The organism is Bradyrhizobium sp. 31Argb, assembly GCF_043638955.1.
Taxonomy (GTDB): Bacteria; Pseudomonadota; Alphaproteobacteria; order Rhizobiales; family Xanthobacteraceae; genus Bradyrhizobium.
On record NZ_JBEGDB010000011.1, the window covers coordinates 1 to 16,137 of the forward strand.

Annotated in this window: 15 protein-coding genes and 1 pseudogene; 9 read left to right on the plus strand and 7 right to left on the minus strand. The window is 64.3% G+C overall.

Annotation, left to right across the window (positions count from 1 at the left end; genetic code table 11):
- Positions 1-75: 75 nt before the first annotated feature.
- From AAFX91_RS03745 to AAFX91_RS03760, 4 genes and pseudogenes are all read left to right on the plus strand, one after another.
- A pseudogene (locus AAFX91_RS03745) lies at positions 76-288 on the plus strand (M20/M25/M40 family metallo-hydrolase); the annotation flags it as partial.
- 1,087 nt (positions 289-1,375) lie between these two features.
- Positions 1,376-2,413, plus strand: a complete 1,038-nt coding sequence (locus AAFX91_RS03750; protein WP_130578399.1) for a PrsW family intramembrane metalloprotease — start codon at positions 1,376-1,378, stop codon at positions 2,411-2,413.
- 70 nt (positions 2,414-2,483) lie between these two features.
- The gene (locus AAFX91_RS03755) at positions 2,484-3,062 is read left to right on the plus strand and encodes an HdeD family acid-resistance protein (protein ID WP_394565579.1); all 579 of its coding nucleotides are present in this window, start codon (positions 2,484-2,486) and stop codon (positions 3,060-3,062) included.
- Between the two features lie 310 nt (positions 3,063-3,372).
- Positions 3,373-4,458 carry a 3-deoxy-7-phosphoheptulonate synthase gene (locus AAFX91_RS03760; protein WP_394565581.1) on the plus strand — a complete coding sequence of 362 codons (1,086 nt, stop codon included), beginning with the start codon at positions 3,373-3,375 and terminating at the stop codon, positions 4,456-4,458.
- A 45-nt stretch (positions 4,459-4,503) separates the two neighbouring features.
- On the opposite strand, the gene AAFX91_RS03765 is transcribed toward AAFX91_RS03760, so the two are convergent.
- The 3 genes from AAFX91_RS03765 to epmA form a co-directional block, all read right to left on the minus strand.
- A complete protein-coding gene (locus tag AAFX91_RS03765; RefSeq protein WP_130578396.1) occupies positions 4,504-4,755 on the minus strand; it encodes a hypothetical protein in 252 nt (83 codons plus the stop codon).
- A gap of 70 nt (positions 4,756-4,825) precedes the next feature.
- A complete protein-coding gene (locus AAFX91_RS03770; RefSeq protein ID WP_394565582.1) occupies positions 4,826-5,917 on the minus strand; it encodes a lysine-2,3-aminomutase-like protein in 1,092 nt (363 codons plus the stop codon).
- Entirely contained in the window at positions 5,914-6,966 is a 1,053-nt protein-coding gene (gene epmA, locus AAFX91_RS03775; RefSeq protein WP_394565583.1) for an EF-P lysine aminoacylase EpmA, read from the minus strand. Before epmA ends, AAFX91_RS03770 begins: the two co-directional genes overlap by 4 nt.
- A 355-nt stretch (positions 6,967-7,321) precedes the next feature.
- On the opposite strand from epmA, the gene efp reads away from it, so the two are divergent.
- From efp to AAFX91_RS03790, 3 genes are all read left to right on the plus strand, one after another.
- Complete coding sequence (gene efp, locus AAFX91_RS03780; RefSeq protein WP_130578393.1) at positions 7,322-7,888, plus strand: elongation factor P; 567 nt, start codon at positions 7,322-7,324, stop codon at positions 7,886-7,888.
- A 46-nt stretch (positions 7,889-7,934) separates the two neighbouring features.
- Positions 7,935-9,512 (plus strand): peptidoglycan DD-metalloendopeptidase family protein, encoded by a 1,578-nt coding sequence (locus AAFX91_RS03785; RefSeq protein WP_394565601.1) that lies wholly within the window; start codon positions 7,935-7,937, stop codon positions 9,510-9,512.
- Between the two features lie 95 nt (positions 9,513-9,607).
- Positions 9,608-10,054: a DUF805 domain-containing protein gene (locus AAFX91_RS03790; protein ID WP_282527934.1), complete on the plus strand. Its 447-nt coding sequence runs from the start codon at positions 9,608-9,610 to the stop codon at positions 10,052-10,054.
- 40 nt (positions 10,055-10,094) lie between these two features.
- Here AAFX91_RS03790 and AAFX91_RS03795 read toward each other — a convergent pair whose 3' ends face one another.
- Together AAFX91_RS03795 and AAFX91_RS03800 are read right to left on the minus strand one after the other, a co-directional pair.
- Positions 10,095-10,592 (minus strand): cupin domain-containing protein, encoded by a 498-nt coding sequence (locus AAFX91_RS03795; protein ID WP_394565585.1) that lies wholly within the window; start codon positions 10,590-10,592, stop codon positions 10,095-10,097.
- A gap of 47 nt (positions 10,593-10,639) precedes the next feature.
- Positions 10,640-11,122 (minus strand): carboxymuconolactone decarboxylase family protein, encoded by a 483-nt coding sequence (locus tag AAFX91_RS03800; RefSeq protein ID WP_394565586.1) that lies wholly within the window; start codon positions 11,120-11,122, stop codon positions 10,640-10,642.
- Between the two features lie 50 nt (positions 11,123-11,172).
- On the opposite strand from AAFX91_RS03800, the gene AAFX91_RS03805 reads away from it, so the two are divergent.
- Both AAFX91_RS03805 and AAFX91_RS03810 read left to right on the plus strand, forming a co-directional pair.
- Positions 11,173-11,757, plus strand: a complete 585-nt coding sequence (locus AAFX91_RS03805) for a MarR family winged helix-turn-helix transcriptional regulator (RefSeq protein WP_282527937.1) — start codon at positions 11,173-11,175, stop codon at positions 11,755-11,757.
- A 56-nt stretch (positions 11,758-11,813) separates the two neighbouring features.
- Positions 11,814-13,046, plus strand: a complete 1,233-nt coding sequence (locus AAFX91_RS03810; RefSeq protein ID WP_130578388.1) for a lytic murein transglycosylase — start codon at positions 11,814-11,816, stop codon at positions 13,044-13,046.
- A gap of 143 nt (positions 13,047-13,189) precedes the next feature.
- On the opposite strand, the gene AAFX91_RS03815 is transcribed toward AAFX91_RS03810, so the two are convergent.
- Both AAFX91_RS03815 and recJ read right to left on the minus strand, forming a co-directional pair.
- Positions 13,190-13,999 (minus strand): SDR family NAD(P)-dependent oxidoreductase, encoded by an 810-nt coding sequence (locus AAFX91_RS03815; RefSeq protein ID WP_394565588.1) that lies wholly within the window; start codon positions 13,997-13,999, stop codon positions 13,190-13,192.
- Positions 14,000-14,020: 21 nt separating this feature from the next.
- Complete coding sequence (gene recJ / locus AAFX91_RS03820; RefSeq protein WP_394565602.1) at positions 14,021-15,862, minus strand: single-stranded-DNA-specific exonuclease RecJ; 1,842 nt, start codon at positions 15,860-15,862, stop codon at positions 14,021-14,023.
- Between the last annotated feature and the right edge of the window lie 275 nt (positions 15,863-16,137).

Here is a 16,137-nt window from a genome sequence, read left to right on the forward strand (position 1 = left end):
CCAAGGCTTCCTCCTAAAAGAAAGCCTTGAATCACGTTCAATCTGATTTGAGAATCCCAAGAGTCCACACGGCCTAGCGCGCGCTTTGCCGACGGCAAGTCGATCCGGATGCCAAGCGGCGCCGGCCATGACGCCCAGGTCCTCGCCACCATCATGCCATCAGGCATGCTGTTCGTGCCCTCGATCGCCGGCATCAGCCATCACTGGAGCGAGAACACCGACGACGCCGACATCGTCACCGGGGCAAAGGTGTTTGTCGATGCATGCCGGCGACTGCTTGTGCGGTGAACGCGCGCCACGGATCTCACTCTCCGTCATTGCGGGGCGTGCGCAGCGCGAGCCCGGAATCCATTTCGCCACGTGTTCTGCGGCTGGATGGATTCCGGGCTCGATGCTTCGCATCGCCCCGGAATGACAGCGTGTGTTGAGGCGCGAACTGCGACAAATCAACCCGACGGGCAAATCAGCAGAAACGTGTCCATCCTTCATGCGAAAAATAATCCGCTTTCGCCGTCGGGCAAATCAGCACTATGACTCCGCGGGTCTCACCCAAGAGAGGGGCGGGTCGCGATCGTCACGAACGTTGCGGTGAGATGCGGTGGACGCGGGTGTCACGACTGACGAGCGTGATATCAGCGGACGGCGAAGTCGTGTGGTCCTGGCGCCCCGACGCTGGCGCTAAGTTCTGTTCGTTGAGCAGAGCGACGGTGGCAAGAAAGCCCGGTCACCGGGGAGAGTACGAAGTAAGCCGTAACACCATCGCGCAGGGAAAGCCGGAATGCTTCGGTTGAACCTGTGGTCCTACCCCCGTGCACGGGACCCATGGGTGCAACCGGCACCCGGCTTTCCCTGCGCCCTCTGCTCAATGAGAGGGTGGAAAGTAACGCAAAGCTCGGACGCAACGCGCCGCGAGAATACGGACTCATGTCCCTTACCATACTCCACCGTCATGCCCCGCGAAGGCGGGGCATCCAGTATCCGGCAGCCTCTCGGCTCAAGCACCGCCGCCTCTGGAATACTGGATCGTCCGCCTTCGCGGACGATGACAGCGGTGCAAGGCGCGAGGGACTCGTAGGGTGGGCAAAGCGACTTCACGCACGGTCGCTTAAACGGACTCCAGCGGAAGCATGCCCACCATCGCGAGCGGAGTGCTTGATTGGTGGGCACGCTGCGCTCTACCCATCCTACGGGCTACGGGCTACGGACTGCAGGATCCCGGCTCGGGGCCGGGACGCCGGGAATGACCGACCGTGCAATGCGACAAAAAGCCGTGAATGTGGCGCGCCGAACCCATCGCAAAGCGGTTACGTTGCCTTGCCAAGCGCCGGCTTTGTGGCCATTTTCGTTAGTCGTACCCGGTTTTGATTACCCGCAGATGCTATTGCTCGAGTCTCTCCCAACCGTCATCGGCGCCGCCGCCATTGCGCCGGCGCTTCTGATGCTCTGGCTCGTCATCGCCGCCGACGAGCGCCCGGGCCCGCCGGCGCAGGTCTGGCTCGCTTTCGTGCTTGGCGCGGCCAGCATCTCGCTGCTTGGGCTGGTGCGGGCGCCGTTCAACGCATTGCTGGCGATACCGGAAAACCCCTGGATGACGCTGGTGGTGCGCTCGCTGTTCGGCGTCGCTCTCCCTGAGGAGATCGTGAAGATCGCGGTGATCATCGCCGTGTCGTCGCGGCGCCGCGCCTCCGCCGATCCGATGGACCCGGTGGTCTACGGCGCCGCCGTAGGGCTCGGTTTCGCCGCCTACGAGAACCTCGCCTACCTGGTCCAGCACGCCGAGATGTGGCGCGCGCTCGCCGTGCTGCGCAGCGTGCTCACGGTGCCGTTTCATGGCGCGCTCGGCATCATCGCCGGCGCCTATGTCGCGATCGCGCGCTCCGGCACCGCGCTCGGCGCACACCGCAAGAACCGCGCCTGGGCACGGTTTTCGAGCTGGGCCATGGTGCTGGTCGCCCCGGTCCTGCTGCATGCCGCGTTCGACTTCCCGCTCCTGACCCTGCAACGGGGCGGCGATCTCGGCTCCACGCTGCGGATGATCCTTGGCTCGGCAAGCGTCCTGATCGGGTTCAGCTCGATCGGCTTCGCCATCCGCCTGATCTACCGGGTCGGCCGCCATCATGCCCCGCGCACCGCGCTTGCGCGTGAACGGCTGAGCCAGTTGCGGCGGATGTGGGCCGTGCTCGTCCTCGGCAGCGGGGCCGGCTTTCTGGGGCTGGCCTTCGTGCTGGCGTCGATCCGTCGCTGGCTGATCAATCCCGAGCACAATCCGGCAGCGATCTTGGTCTCGCTCGCCGCGATCTCCATCGTGATCGGCATAGCGCTGCTGATCGCGACCACTGCGATCTACATCTTCGGGCGAAATCGAATTCGCACGACATCGGAGGGCTTTTCGTCGGCGCCGGGGCCGGGCTAATCTGATATAATCGGAACCGGATATGCTCTAGGATCGCTCGTGCAATTACGCACCTGCCGGGAGCGCTGCGATGACCCTTCCAGACAACCTCGACAAATTGCAGTCCGAAGTGAACGCCTCGGTGAAGGCGCATTGGAAGGCCTTCCTGTTCGAAGGTATCCTGCTCGCGGTTCTCGGCCTCGCCGCGTTGATCGTCCCGGCCTTCGCAAGCCTCGCCGTGACCATCTTCCTCGGCTGGTTGTTCCTGATCTCAGGCATCGGCGGATTGATCGTCACCTACTGGGCGCGCGAAATGCCGGGCTTCTGGTGGTCGCTGATCTCGGCGGCGCTCGCCGTGCTCGCCGGCCTGATCCTGCTGGCGCGGCCGATGCAGGGCGTGCTGACGCTGACCATCGTGGTCGGGGCCTATTTCGTTGCCGAAGGCGTCGCCACCATCATGTATGCGCTGGAGCACCGGCGCGAATTGACCGGGCGCTGGTCGTGGCTCTTGATCGCGGGACTGATGGACATCCTGATCGCCTTCATCATCGTCGCCGGACTGCCCGGCTCGGCGGAATGGGCGCTTGGGCTCCTGGTTGGCCTCAATCTGTTGTTCGGCGGGGCCAGCCTGATCGGCATGGCGCTCGCCGCCCACAGCACCGACCCGTGATTTGGAGCGTTTTCGAGCGAAGTGGATACCGGTTCGCGTGAAGAAAACGCGTCAAAACAAGAAACTAAAGATTCGGTTCTGATTGAATCAGAACCGAATCTTTGGAGGTGACAAGGCCGCATCCATCCGCTATAGAGCCAGCCATGATCAACGCCGCCACCAGCTATTCTTGGTACTTTAGCTACGACAGCTCGCTGGCGGCGGGAGGATCGCGCTCAATTTAGTGAAATTGCAGCAAGACGTCCGAACAGCCGCCAGACCTGGCGGCTTTTTTGTTGGCCGGCAGGTTCAAAAATCAAAGGAGCCCGCCGTGTTGAGTACCACTGACGATCTTCGAATTAGAGAACTGAAAGAGCTGAGTACGCCCGAAGAGGTGATGCGCGAAGTCCCGCGCACCTTGACGGCGACGCGGGTGGTGATGGCGGCGCGCAACGCCATCCACGCCATCCTGAACGGCAAGGACGACCGTCTCCTGGTCGTCGTCGGCCCCTGCTCCGTCCACGATCCCGAAGCGGCCATCGATTACGCCGAACGCCTCGCCAGCCTGCGCGAGACACTCTCTGACCGGCTCGAGATCGTGATGCGGGTTTATTTCGAGAAGCCGCGCACCATCGTCGGATGGAAGGGGCTGATCAACGATCCCAACCTCGACGGCAGTTTCGACATCAACAAGGGCCTGCGGCTTGCCCGCACCGTGCTCTCCGCCGTCAACAATCTCGGCCTGCCCGCCGGCAGCGAATTCCTTGATATGACGACGCCGCAATACATCGCCGATCTCGTGAGCTGGGCCGCGATCGGCGCGCGCACCACGGAGAGCCAGATCCACCGTGAGCTTGCCTCCGGGCTGTCCTGCCCCGTCGGCTTCAAGAACGGTACCGACGGCGATGTGCGTATCGCCGCCGACGCCGTGAAGTCGGCCTCCTACCCGCACCATTTCATGGCGGTGACGAAAGGCGGCCGCTCGGCGATCGCGGCGACCAGCGGCAACGAAGACTGCCACATCATCCTGCGCGGCGGCCGCGCGCCGAACTATGATGCGGCAAGCGTCGATGCCGCCGCGGCAGAGCTGGCGCGCTCAGGCGTCAACCAGCGCATGATGATCGACGCCAGCCACGCCAACAGCAACAAGAAGCCGGAGAACCAGCCGCTGGTCGTCGCCGACATCGCCGGCCAGGTTTCCAGCGGCGAGATGCGCATCATGGGCGCGATGATCGAGAGCAACCTGGTCGCCGGGCGGCAGGACGTTGTGCCGGGGGTCGCGCTCACCTACGGGCAGAGCATCACCGATGGCTGCATCGATTGGGAGACGACGGTCTCCTCGCTCAACGTGCTCGCCGATGCGGTCGAGGCACGCCGCAAGGCGGAGCGCCGCGATGTCCGGGAACGGTTGGCCTAGACGCCTGCTACGAGCCGCTGGGCGTCGCAGCGCCCGGCGGTCGCCTCAGCAACCCCTGCAGATGCTCTTGATCTTGCGATCAAGGGCGGCGTCTTCCTTGTTCACCGGATTGTTCGGGTCGTTGATATTGTTCTCGCTCGGCACCTCGCCGCGGCGCGGCTGACGGTGGCCGATCGGCGCTTCCGGAATCGGCCTGGTCTCGGGACCGGTTTTCGGCACTGTCGTGGTTCCGCCCTGCGCAAAGGCAGGCGCACCGATCAGGGTCACAAGTGCCATCGACAAGATTGTTTTCCGCATCCTGATTCTCCTGCCTCTCAACACACTCTATCGCGCCCGTTCGGGCACGTCGATATTCGTGCATCTTCGATCACACCTTAGGTGGATAGAGATGCACGTCACCGCAATAATCGACGACACGGTAGCGTGTTTCATTAACTCCTTCACGTTGTGAGGGATTGTCCTGCGACAAATAGCGCGGCCCGATCGGCGCCTTGCCATGGCCGCCGGGAATGTCGAGCACGTAATCGGGCTGGCACAGGCCCGAGACGCGGCCCCGCAACGATCGCATCAGTTCCTGCCCCTCTTCGATGGTCGTGCGCAGATGCGCGGTGCCGGGCGCAAGATCGCCGTGGTGCAGGTAATAGGGCTTGATCCGGCATTCGACGAAGGCCCGCATCAAAGCCTCCAACGTGGCGGCATCATCGTTGACGCCCTTGAGCAGCACGGTCTGGCTCACCAGGGGAATGCCGGCATCCGCCAGCCGCGCGCAGGCGGCGCGCGCTTCGGGCGTCAGTTCGCGCGGATGATTGGCGTGGATCGCAACCCAGGTCGTGGCGCCCTCCACACGCAGCGCGCGGACCATCTCCGGACTGACGCGGGCCGGATCGGCCACCGGCACGCGCGTGTGCAGGCGAATGATCTTGACGTGATCGATGGCAGCGATATCGGCCATGATCTCGGCGAGCCGCCGCGGCGACAGCATCAATGGATCGCCGCCGGTCAGGATCACCTCCCATATCTCCGGGCGCGAGCGGATATAGGAAAGCGCGTCGCGATAGGCATCCTCCGACAACGCGGTCGCCTTGCCCGGCCCGACCATCTCGCGGCGGAAGCAGAACCGGCAATAGACCGCGCAGACATGGACGAGCTTGAACAGCACCCGGTCCGGATAGCGGTGCACGATGCCGGGAACAGGCGAATGCGCATCGTCGCCGATCGGATCAGCGTTCTCGCCTACTTGCGTCACGAGTTCGTCCGCGGCGGGAATGAACTGCCGCGCGATCGGATCGTTGGGATCGTCCGGATCGATCAGCCCCGCAATATCAGGCGTCACCGCGATCGCATAGCGCGCGGCGACCTGCTCGAGATCGGCAAGTGCTGCCTCTGGCGCAAGGCCGCGCTCGATCAGTTCGGCGGGCTGGCGCAACGTTGCGGTCAGCTTTCGGTCGATCCGGTTCATGTCTCTCCTGCCGGCGGCGTCCACACCACCTTGTCGATTCTTGGCGCGCCGCTTGCGAGCATCACCAGCCGGTCGAAGCCGAGCGCCACGCCGCTCGCCTCGGGCATCGCGCCGACGGCCGCGAGAAAATCCTCATCCAGCGGATAACGCTCGCCATAGCGGCGCTCCTTCTCGTCCATGGCCCCGGCGAAACGTCGGCGCTGCTTGGCGGCATCGGTCAATTCGCCGAATCCGTTGGCGAGTTCGACGCCGCAGGCATAGACCTCGAACCGTTCGGCGACACGCGGATCGGAAGGATCTGCGCGCGCCAGCGCAGCTTCCGGGATCGGATAGTCGGACAGCACGGTCAGGTGCCCCTGCCCGAGATTTGGCTCAACATGCTCGACCAGAACCTTGCTGAAAATATCCGACCAGGTGTCATCCTCGGCGATCCGTATCCGTTCCTGGGCTGCATCCGCAAGCGCGCCACGGTCACCCTCGCCGTCAACGATGGTGGCCAGAAGATCGATGCCGGCAAAGCGCTCAAAGGCGGACGCAACCGTCAGCAGTTCAGGGACCCCACCGACCTCTGCGGTCTTGCCGCGGAACGAGAAGCGCCCGATGCCGGTCGCGTGTGCGGCCTCAGCGATAACAAGGAGGGTATCGGCTATCACGGCGTCGATGTCATCATTGGCGCGGTACCATTCCAGCATGGTGAACTCGGGCAAATGGAGGTCACCGCGTTCGCGGTCGCGGAACACGCGCGCGAACTCGAAGATCTTGGTTTCGCCTGCGGCGAGCAGCTTCTTGCAGGCGAACTCGGGTGATGTCCGCAAGTAGCGCGGCACCCGGTTTCCATCGGCCCGGGTCAACTCCGTGCGCGGCGCATGCAGATGGGTCTCATTGCCGGGCGAAACCTGCAGGATGCCGGTCTCGACCTCCGAAAATCCTCGCCCCTCGAACCAGGCCCGCACCACCTTGGTCACGGCGCTGCGCGCCTCGAGAAACGGCTTTCTGTCGGCGTGCCGAGCTGGATTCCACCAGGGCGACGGGCGGTCGACGCCACTCATGGCTGCGCTCCCGCTAAAGGACGCTTCACGCGATGCGTCGGGTTATCCATCAACAGGTTGAGAAAATCGATAAAGACCATTGAAATCACTAGATTTCCATCGACAAGCGGCGCCCCCTTGATGCCCGACGGCGAATGCGTTGTCCACATGGCGGGGCTGGACCACGTTCCGGCTCGCGGTTCGCGCGGTTGACAGCCGCCAGAGGACACCACACCTGTCAGCAACCTGCCGAAACCGGCCGCAAAAGGCTGGCATCTCGGGGGCAAATCAGTATGTTGCAGCCCGAAACTGCCGCGAGGCCGCCGAGCGCATCAGCCGAGCCGAGCCGGCGGCCGAACCATTCAGGAAAACCACTTTGAGAGTCATCGCCAGTTCCATCCGCAAGGGCAACATCATTGAGCAGGATGGCAAGCTTTACGTTGTCCTTTCCGCCGAAAACATCCATCCCGGCAAGGGAACCCCGGTCAGCCAGATCGAAATGCGTCGCATCGGCGACGGCGTGAAGGTCTCCGAACGCTACAAGACCACCGACCAGGTCGAGAAGGCAACGGTTGAGGATCGCAACTTCAATTACCTCTATGAGGACGCCGACGGCTTCCACTTCATGAATGGCGAGACCTACGACCAGGTCCAGGTTCCAAAGGACATCGTCGGGTCGTCCGCGCCGTATCTGCAGGAAAACATGACCGTGAAGCTCTCGATGCATGATGGCAATCCGGTCGCGATCCAATTGCCGCAGCGCGCCACCCTCGAGGTCGTCGAGACCGAGCCGGTGACGAAGGGCCAGACCGCCTCGTCCTCCTACAAGCCCGCAATGCTCTCGAACGGCATCCGCACCGCTGTGCCGCCGCATATCTCGACCGGCACGCGCATCGTGGTGATGACCGAAGACGGCTCCTATGTCGAACGCGCGAAGGATTAGCCGATCGAGCTAACGGGGTACCGCGCCGGGGGACGACGCGTTGAAAGTGAAAGCTGTCCGCTTCGTCGCACCTTGGCTGGCAGCTTTCGCGTCGCTCCTCGCCAGCCCCTTCGCCGCTTCTGCCGACGAATTCCGTACTCCTTCGATCTCGGCCGTGCGCGTCGAATGGCGCGCGGTGCTCGATCAGCTCCGCGCCGAGATCAATACCCAGCCTTCGATCGCCGCAAACTTCACCTTTGCGAGCCAGCGCCGCGTGCCTTCGTACGATCCGCGCTCACGGCCCGCGCTGGTGCAATTGAACGCGATCACCTCGCAGCTATTCCCCGGCATCGGCCGCAGCCCGATCCCGGTGCTCCTGCCGTTCGACACCGCAAGCTATCTCGAAGCGCGGCAGAGCGGCACGCCGGAGAGCTTGTCGGTGTCGCGCTATCAGGCGGACTTCCGTCCGGCCGATCTCTTCCATGCAGGAGCCGCCGGTTATGATGCGATGTTCGCACTTGAGCCGGGAGCAGGCAACGGGATGCCGGAGCGGACTTTCACAAGACCGGTCGAGGTGCATATCACCGGCTCTCTGCTCCTCTATGATCTCAACGATCGGCTCGGCGGCAGAGCCGAACCGGTCAAATCGCTTTCGGCGCAATACCCTGATATCCGACGCATCATCCGCGAAGGCTATGTGCGCTACGCCTTCACCCGCTTCGGCGTGCCCTATGTGGTCTCGATCCACTGCCTCGATAGCACGCCGCGGCTGCGGCGACTGGCCTGCCGCGAAGCCTATCCGGTCGCCGAGCGTTTCCTGAAGGCGCTACGCGTCGCCGGCGGCCAACCCTCGCGGCTGCGGCGGGACATCGCCTCCGTGAGCGCCGAGCGGCCGGCCACCGTTTCACCCGAGTTCACCTATCGGCCGAGCGGCGACATCGTCGCCAACAGCGGTTACCACAAGCAGGGTGGCCGCACCGATCTGACCGCGTATTCGCAGATCCGCTTTCCCTTGGCGAAGGCGCCGGCCTTCGTCCATTCGCAATCGTTCGGCAGGCGCGCCGACCAATATCCCTGGCAGGACAGTTTTTGCGAGGCGCGCAGCTTCGAAGTCGGCCAGTGCGCCAACGGCTTTGGCCACCAGGGACAGGATATCCGCCCGGGCGCCTGCCCGCCCAACAACGAAAGCGGGGAGCCCTGCGATCCCAAGCGGCAAGCGATCGTTGCCGTGCGCGATGGCGTCGTGATCCGTTCACGGGGCCAACAGGGGGCGACGCTGCAGGTCAACACCCAGACCGAGCATATTCGCTTCCGATATATGCATATGAACCCGTCGGCGATGGATGCGGACAGCCTTCTCAACGGACGCCGCGTCACGGAGGGCGAAAAGATCGGCGTGGTCTCGAATTATCTCGATCATCCCAACGGCACCACGCGCCACCTGCATTTCGACGTGCAGGTGTTCACGCGCGACGGCTGGCTCTGGGTCAATCCCTACACCACGCTGGTCTCAGCCTACGAACGCCTGATCCGCGGCCGCGGCCGCGAGATCGGCCCCGAACCGCCCGCGGCAGCCGCGGTGGCGCACGCGCAGCCGGAAGACGTGATCCAACGTCTCGATCCGCAGGAAGGTGGCGGCAACTGATTGCCGACCAGGCGATTGACGGAAAGGAGCTAAATCTCCGAAGTCGATTCCGCGATCGTTAAGTGCCTGCAATGCATGGTGGGCAGCAAACTCAAGTGAAACCACGATCGCGCATGTTCTCGACCTTCGCCTGGTATTTTCTGTCGCCGAACGGCCGGATCAGCCGGCAGGAATTCCGACTCGGCTTTCTCGGGATTGTCTTGGTCTACATTCTGCTGGTCCGTAGCTGGCGTAACCTCACCATTCCGCCGGTCCGGTATTACGTCTCACCCGACGTCAATCCGCCGTATGACGGCTCGGTCCGGCTGGCGCTGCTGATCGTTCTGTGGCCGCTCATCGCCATATTGGCGAAACGGTTGCACGATCTGAATGTCTCCGGATGGTGGCTGCTGACCCTTCTCGCCATTCCACTTGTTGCCAGCGCGATCAACATCAGCGTGTCTATTCCATATCTGCTGATCGTTGCCTTTCTGAGCTTCTTTCCCGGAGGATACGGAGACAATCGGTTCGGCCGCGATCCACTGGCGCGCGCCGGAATCTAGCGCGTCCGCCGCGACGCGTTTACAAACCCGCCGAACCGCACTACTCGAGAAACGTCGTGAGCTGCGCGCCCTCGTCGGCCACGAACACAGCAATCAATTCCGCGGGCTCCGTATTGCTCGCATTGGCTGAGACCAGGTGCGTCGAGCCCGGCGGCTCGAAGAAGGACTGGCCGACCTTGAACGTCTCAAGCGGTTCGCCGCCGAGCTGCGAGCGGATTTCGCCCTTGGTGATATAGGCCGTCACCGAGCCGGCATGCCGATGCGCACGCGTGAAGCCTCCGGGGCCGTAGAACACGCGCACGATGGTGACACGCTTGCCCGGCACGTTTGGCAGTGCGTACGAGCCGATCGGCTCGACCTTGTCGAGCGGCGATCCCTCGGCGGCATTCGCGCAAAGCGGCGCGATGGCGCCGGATACCGTGTCCATCATCGCCGGCAATGTCTTTGCGGTGACCAGGGCACAGGCAAGACCCGCAATGACTGCGAGCGAGATCGGGCGCGTCGGTGCGAAAGGAGTTGTCGCGAGCATCGATGCCATGTTGTTCTCCTTTGGAAAAAGACGCTATTCGCCTCCTCTGCCTTGTTTCACGATGCGGCTGCGCCGACCGCTGGTGGCTTCCGTGCCGGCGGCGTCCAGCGATAGGCGACGCCATACCTGTTCCAGACGTTGATCGCTGCGATCGCCGAGGTGAGATAGCTCAGTTCCGGCTCGGAGAATTCCGCGCGCGCCTCAGCATAAACCTCGTCGCTCACGCCGTCGCCCAGCGTCGTCAGCGCTTCGGTCCAGGCCAGCGCGGCGCGCTCGCGGCCTGAGAATTGCGGAGCCTCGCGCCAAACCACGACGAGATTGAGCTTGTCGGCGGATATGCCGAGGCTCTCTGCCTGCAGGACATGAAACTGCACACAAAAGGCGCAGCCGTTGATCTGCGAGGCGCGCAGCTTGACCAGTTCAAGCAACTGTTTGTCGAGCCCGGCCTTGGCCGCCATCTGGCCCAGCGCCCGCACGGCCTCGTAGACTTCGGGTGCGAGTGTCTGAAAGTCAGCGTATTCGGCTCTCGCGTGTGACATCGGTTTCGCCTCATGTTATCAGTATACTGATACATTATAAGAGCACTGATATGTCGCGCAAGGCTCGGTTCACCGGCAAGAAATCGGTCACGGTTCGCAAGACGTCAAAAGGCGGAAAATCGAAAAATCCCGCTCGGAATAGGAAAACGCACGCGGCGGAAAATCTAACGGTCGCGACGCCCCGTCCGCCGCCGCCCGGCCAGGGCAAACGCGGCGAGCAAGGCTACCTCGCTTATCTCCTGCGGCAGGCCCAGGCCGCGACCCGGCTGACAATGGAACGCGCGCTGGGAAAGCTCGGCGTCACCCCGCCGCAATTCGTCGTGCTGACGATGCTGCGGGCCTATCCCGGGCTGTCCGGCGCCGATCTGGCGCGGGTGGCGCTGCTGACGCCGCAGACCGTCGGCGTCATCATCCGCAATCTCGAGCGCGACGGCGCGATCCGGAAGACACCGCACCCGGTTCACGGCCGCGTCCTGCAATGGACGCTGACCAGGCGCGGAACTGCGCTCCTGGAAAAATGCCGGCGCCACGCCCATGCCGTGGACCGGCGGCTGGCTAAAGGGCTGCCCCCCAAGGCGGAACTGATCGTGCGGCGCTGGCTGTCCAAAATCGCCACAGAGCTGCAGGATAGCTAGGTTCCCGCGGCGATGTGACTTTTTGTGTACTTTGATGGCGTCGCTAGATTGGCAGCATGAAGCAGATTGATTCTTTGAAATCCCCTGCCCGCCGGGCTTTCCTGCAAGGCAGCATCGCGGCTGGCACCCTGCTGGCTGGCCCGTTCTCAGCGCTTGCCGCAGCACCACCCGGCTTCGACCAATGGCGCGACAATTTTCGCGCCCGCGCGCTCGCCAAGGGAATCTCGGCGGCCACCTGGACGCGCGTGATGGGCCGCATCGAGCCCGACATGAGCGTGTTCCGGCAGATGCAGAAGCAGCCGGAATTCAACGAGCAGATCTGGCAGTACATCAACCGTCGCGTCTCCGACTGGCGCATCATCAATGGGCGCGAGGCGCTCAAGAAGAACGAGGCGCTGTTCGCGCGGATCGAGAAGGATTTTGGCGTCGAGCGCGGCACGCTGCTGGCGTTGTGGGGCGTTGAATCCGCTTACGGCGATCCGCTGGTGCAGCGGAACCACATGAAGCCGGTATTCCCTGCACTTGCCGCGCTCGCCTGGAACGAGCCGCGTCGCAAGGCCTATTGGGAGACCGAGTTGATCAACGCGCTCAGGATCGTCGATCGCGGCTGGAGCACACCGGAGGAGATGCGCGGCTCCTGGGCCGGCGCCATGGGGCATTCGCAATGGATGCCGGAAGTGTGGCTCAATGTCGGCTTCGACTATGACGGCGATGGCAAGGTCTCGCCATTCGGCCGGCCGGACGACGCACTCGGATCAACCGCGAAATACCTCGTCAACCGCGGCAAATATCACCGCGGCCAACATTGGGGCTATGAAGTACGCGCCAATGGCAGCATGAGCGGCAGCCGCACCTACGCGGCGTGGGCCAGCGCCGGCGTGACCCGCGCCGACGGCCAGCCGTTCCCGCAGCCGAATGCATCGGCGCAACTCTGGATACCGGTCGCGGGCGGCCCCGCCTTCCTGCTGGGTCCGAATTTCTATGCCGTGCGCAGCTACAACCCCTCGATGAACTACGCGCTGGCGATCTGCCATCTCGGCGACCGCATTCTCGGCGCGCCGCCCTTCATCCATCCCTTCCCCGGCTCCGAGCGCGCACTGACGCTTGCTGAGGTGCAGGAAATGCAGACCCGGCTGACCAAGGCCGGCTTCGACACCGGCGGCACCGACGGCCGCGTCGGCAACGACACCATGAAGGCGATCCGGGATTATCAGACCAAGATGGCCCTGTTGCCCGCCGACGGTTACGGCGGACTGAAGGTACTGGCGCGGTTGCGGCAGGGTCCGTAGCGTGTGTCGTCACCAGGTCGTCATTCCGGGGCGATGCAAAGCATCGAGCCCGGAATCCATTTCTCCCCTCGCGACCGCTGCCCAATGGATTCCGGGCCTACGCCTTCGGCGCATCCCGGAATGACGAGAGGGATTGACTGCTGTCACGCCCTGCGCGCGACGGCACCTGCATTCATCCCGCCGTCGATGACGAGCTCAGTTCCCGTCACGTAGCGCGACGCATCCGAGGCCAGATACAGCACGCCGCTGGCGATCTCCGCCGCCTGGCCGGCGCGGCCGAGCGGAGTTGCGAGCTTCGCGCGCTCTTCCGGATCGATCGGCGCGTTGGCGGGGTTTCCCGTCGCCTCCGTCGGGATCTTGCCCCAGATCGGGGTGTCGATGATGCCGGGATGCACCGAATTGACGCGGATGCCGTCACCTATGGCGGCGCATTCCATCGCGACAGACTTCGCAAGCAGCCGCACGCCGCCTTTGGTCGCGGAGTATCCGGCAAGGCCCGCCGCGCCGCGCAGGCCCGCAAGCGAGGACATCATGATGACGGATCCGCCGCCGCTCTTCCGCATCAGCGGCAGAGAATATTTCACCGAGAGGAAAACACCGTCGAGATTAATCGCGGTCTGCCGGCGCCAGTCGGCGAGCGTCATGTCGGTGATCGACGGCACGGAGATGCCGATGCCGGCATTGGAGACCAGCACATCGAGCCGGCCGAACCGTTTCTCGATCTCCGAGATGATCTCCACCCAGCGTGCCTCGCTGGTCACGTCCTGTTGCAGAAACACCGCTTTGCCGCGGGCCTTGCTGATGCCGGCAACGAGCTCCGGTCCCCTGAGCTCGTCGATATCGGTCGCCACGACCGTGGCGCCCTCCTGAGCCAGCAATTCCGCGACCGCCGCGCCAATGCCCGAGGCTCCGCCGGTGACTAGCGCCACCTTGCCTTCAACCTGTCCCGCCATGTGCTCTCCCCGACTGTTTTCTTATCTGATCACCGCAGGCCCCTGATCGGGGACCGCGACGTCGAGCACACGCAATTGCACACGTTCGGTGCCTTGCCAACGGTCGATCGCAAGCGAGCCTGCGACATGGAGCGGCTGGCCGCGATTCTGGATCAGCGCATTGCCGAGCTTTTGGCCGACGGAACGGAAAGCCATGCCGTTCACGATCGCGCCGTCGCCGGATTTGAAGCGCAGCCGCAGATGCGCCTGCCCGACTTCATCGGCATAGACGAGCTGGTGCGACGGCAGCGCGATCACCGGCTCCGGATTGCCGGCGCCGAACGGGCCGGCGCGGTTCAGCATCGCAGCAAATTCCACCGTTACGGCGCGCGCGCTCACCGCGCCGTCGATGAACAATTCGTTCTCGTGGCGCGAATTGGCGACGTCGGCCGCGAGCACGCTTTCCAGATAGGCGCGGAACTCGGCGAGCTTCTCCTTTCGCAGCGTTATGCCCGCGGCCATCGCATGGCCGCCACCCTTGAGCAGCAGGCCGTCCGCTACCGCCTGCCGCACCGCCTTGCCGAGGTCGACGCCGCCGATCGAGCGCCCCGATCCGGTGCCGATGCCTCCCGGCTCGAGCGCGATGGCGAAGGCTGGCCTGCCAAATTTCTCTTTCAAGCGCGAGGCCACGAGACCGACGACGCCGGGATGCCAGCCCTCGGCAGCCGTGACGATGACGGAGCCCTTGTCCTCCAATCCGAGCGAGGCCAGCGCCTCCGCCTCGGCCTGCGCTTCTGCCGCCTGCTCGATGACGCGCCGCTCGCTGTTGAGGCGGTCGAGCTCGGCCGCGATCCGCGCCGCCTCCGAGGGGTCGCTTTCCAGGAGCAGCCGCACGCCGAGATCGGCGCGCCCGATCCGCCCACCCGCGTTGATGCGCGGCCCCAGCATGAAGCCGAGATGCCAGGCCTCTGGCGGGCCGTTGAGCCGGGCCACATCCATCAGCGCGGTATGCCCGACATGGTCGCGCCTGCGCAGCGCGATCAGCCCCTTGGCGACGAGGGCGCGGTTGAGCCCGATCAGCGGCGCGACGTCGGCCACCGTCCCGAGCGCGACGTGATGCAGCATGCCCAAGAGATCCGGCTCCGGCATTTCCGAAGACCAGAAACCGCGCCCGCGCAATTCCCGGTTCACCGCGACCAGCGTCACCAGCACGAGGCCGACGGCTGCGAGATGACCAAGGCCCGAGAGATCGTCGAGCCGGTTCGGATTCACCAGCGCGTCGACCTCGGGCAGCGCCTCCCCGCATTGATGGTGATCGATCACGACCACGGACATGCCGAGCTGCCGCGCCTCCGCCAGCGGCTCCAGGCTCGTGGTGCCGCAATCGACGGTGACCAGCAGCGTCGCGCCCTTGGCGGCGAGCGCGCGCACGGCCTCCGTGTTCGGGCCGTAGCCCTCGAACAGGCGGTCGGGAATGTGGATCAGCGGATCGAGCCCGCAATGCCGCAAGTGCCAGGTGAGCAGCGCCGCCGAGGTTGCGCCGTCGACGTCGTAGTCGCCGAAGATCGCGACCTTCTCGTTACGCACCGCCGCATCCGCGATCCGCCTTGCCGCCGCCTCCATCGCGGTCACGGTGAAGGGATCCGGCATCAATTTGCGGATGGTCGGATCGAGGAAATCCGGCACGTCATCGATCGCGACGTCGCGGCCCGCGAGCACGCGCGCCAACATTTCCGGCAGTTGATGGCGCTGCGCGATCGCGAGCGCCCGCGCCGCTCCCCGCGCGTCCAAACGGTCGCGCCAGAATTTGCCCGTGAGCGAGCGCGCCACGCCGAGAAAGGCCGGCGGCATCTCCACAGGCAGGATGGCGGTGTGCAGCGTCATAACGATCCCGACGACGAGTGGCGCTCGCATGAGAGCGAATCAGTGCTGCCATCCTCGACCCTGAGCGGGCGATCGCGAAGCGTTACCAGGCGGTTTTGCCCGCTTTTCGCAGGAGGCGGACGTTGCGGAATTGGCTTGCAGGGGTGTCGACGCCTTCGTCGGGCGGTGTCAGGAGAGGGATTCACGACAGGAAACAGCGGAGTGCTAAAATAAAGTGCAGTCCCACATAGGTGGCAATTTCGGAAAATTAAGCCGACGTTAGCCGAAATCCCCGA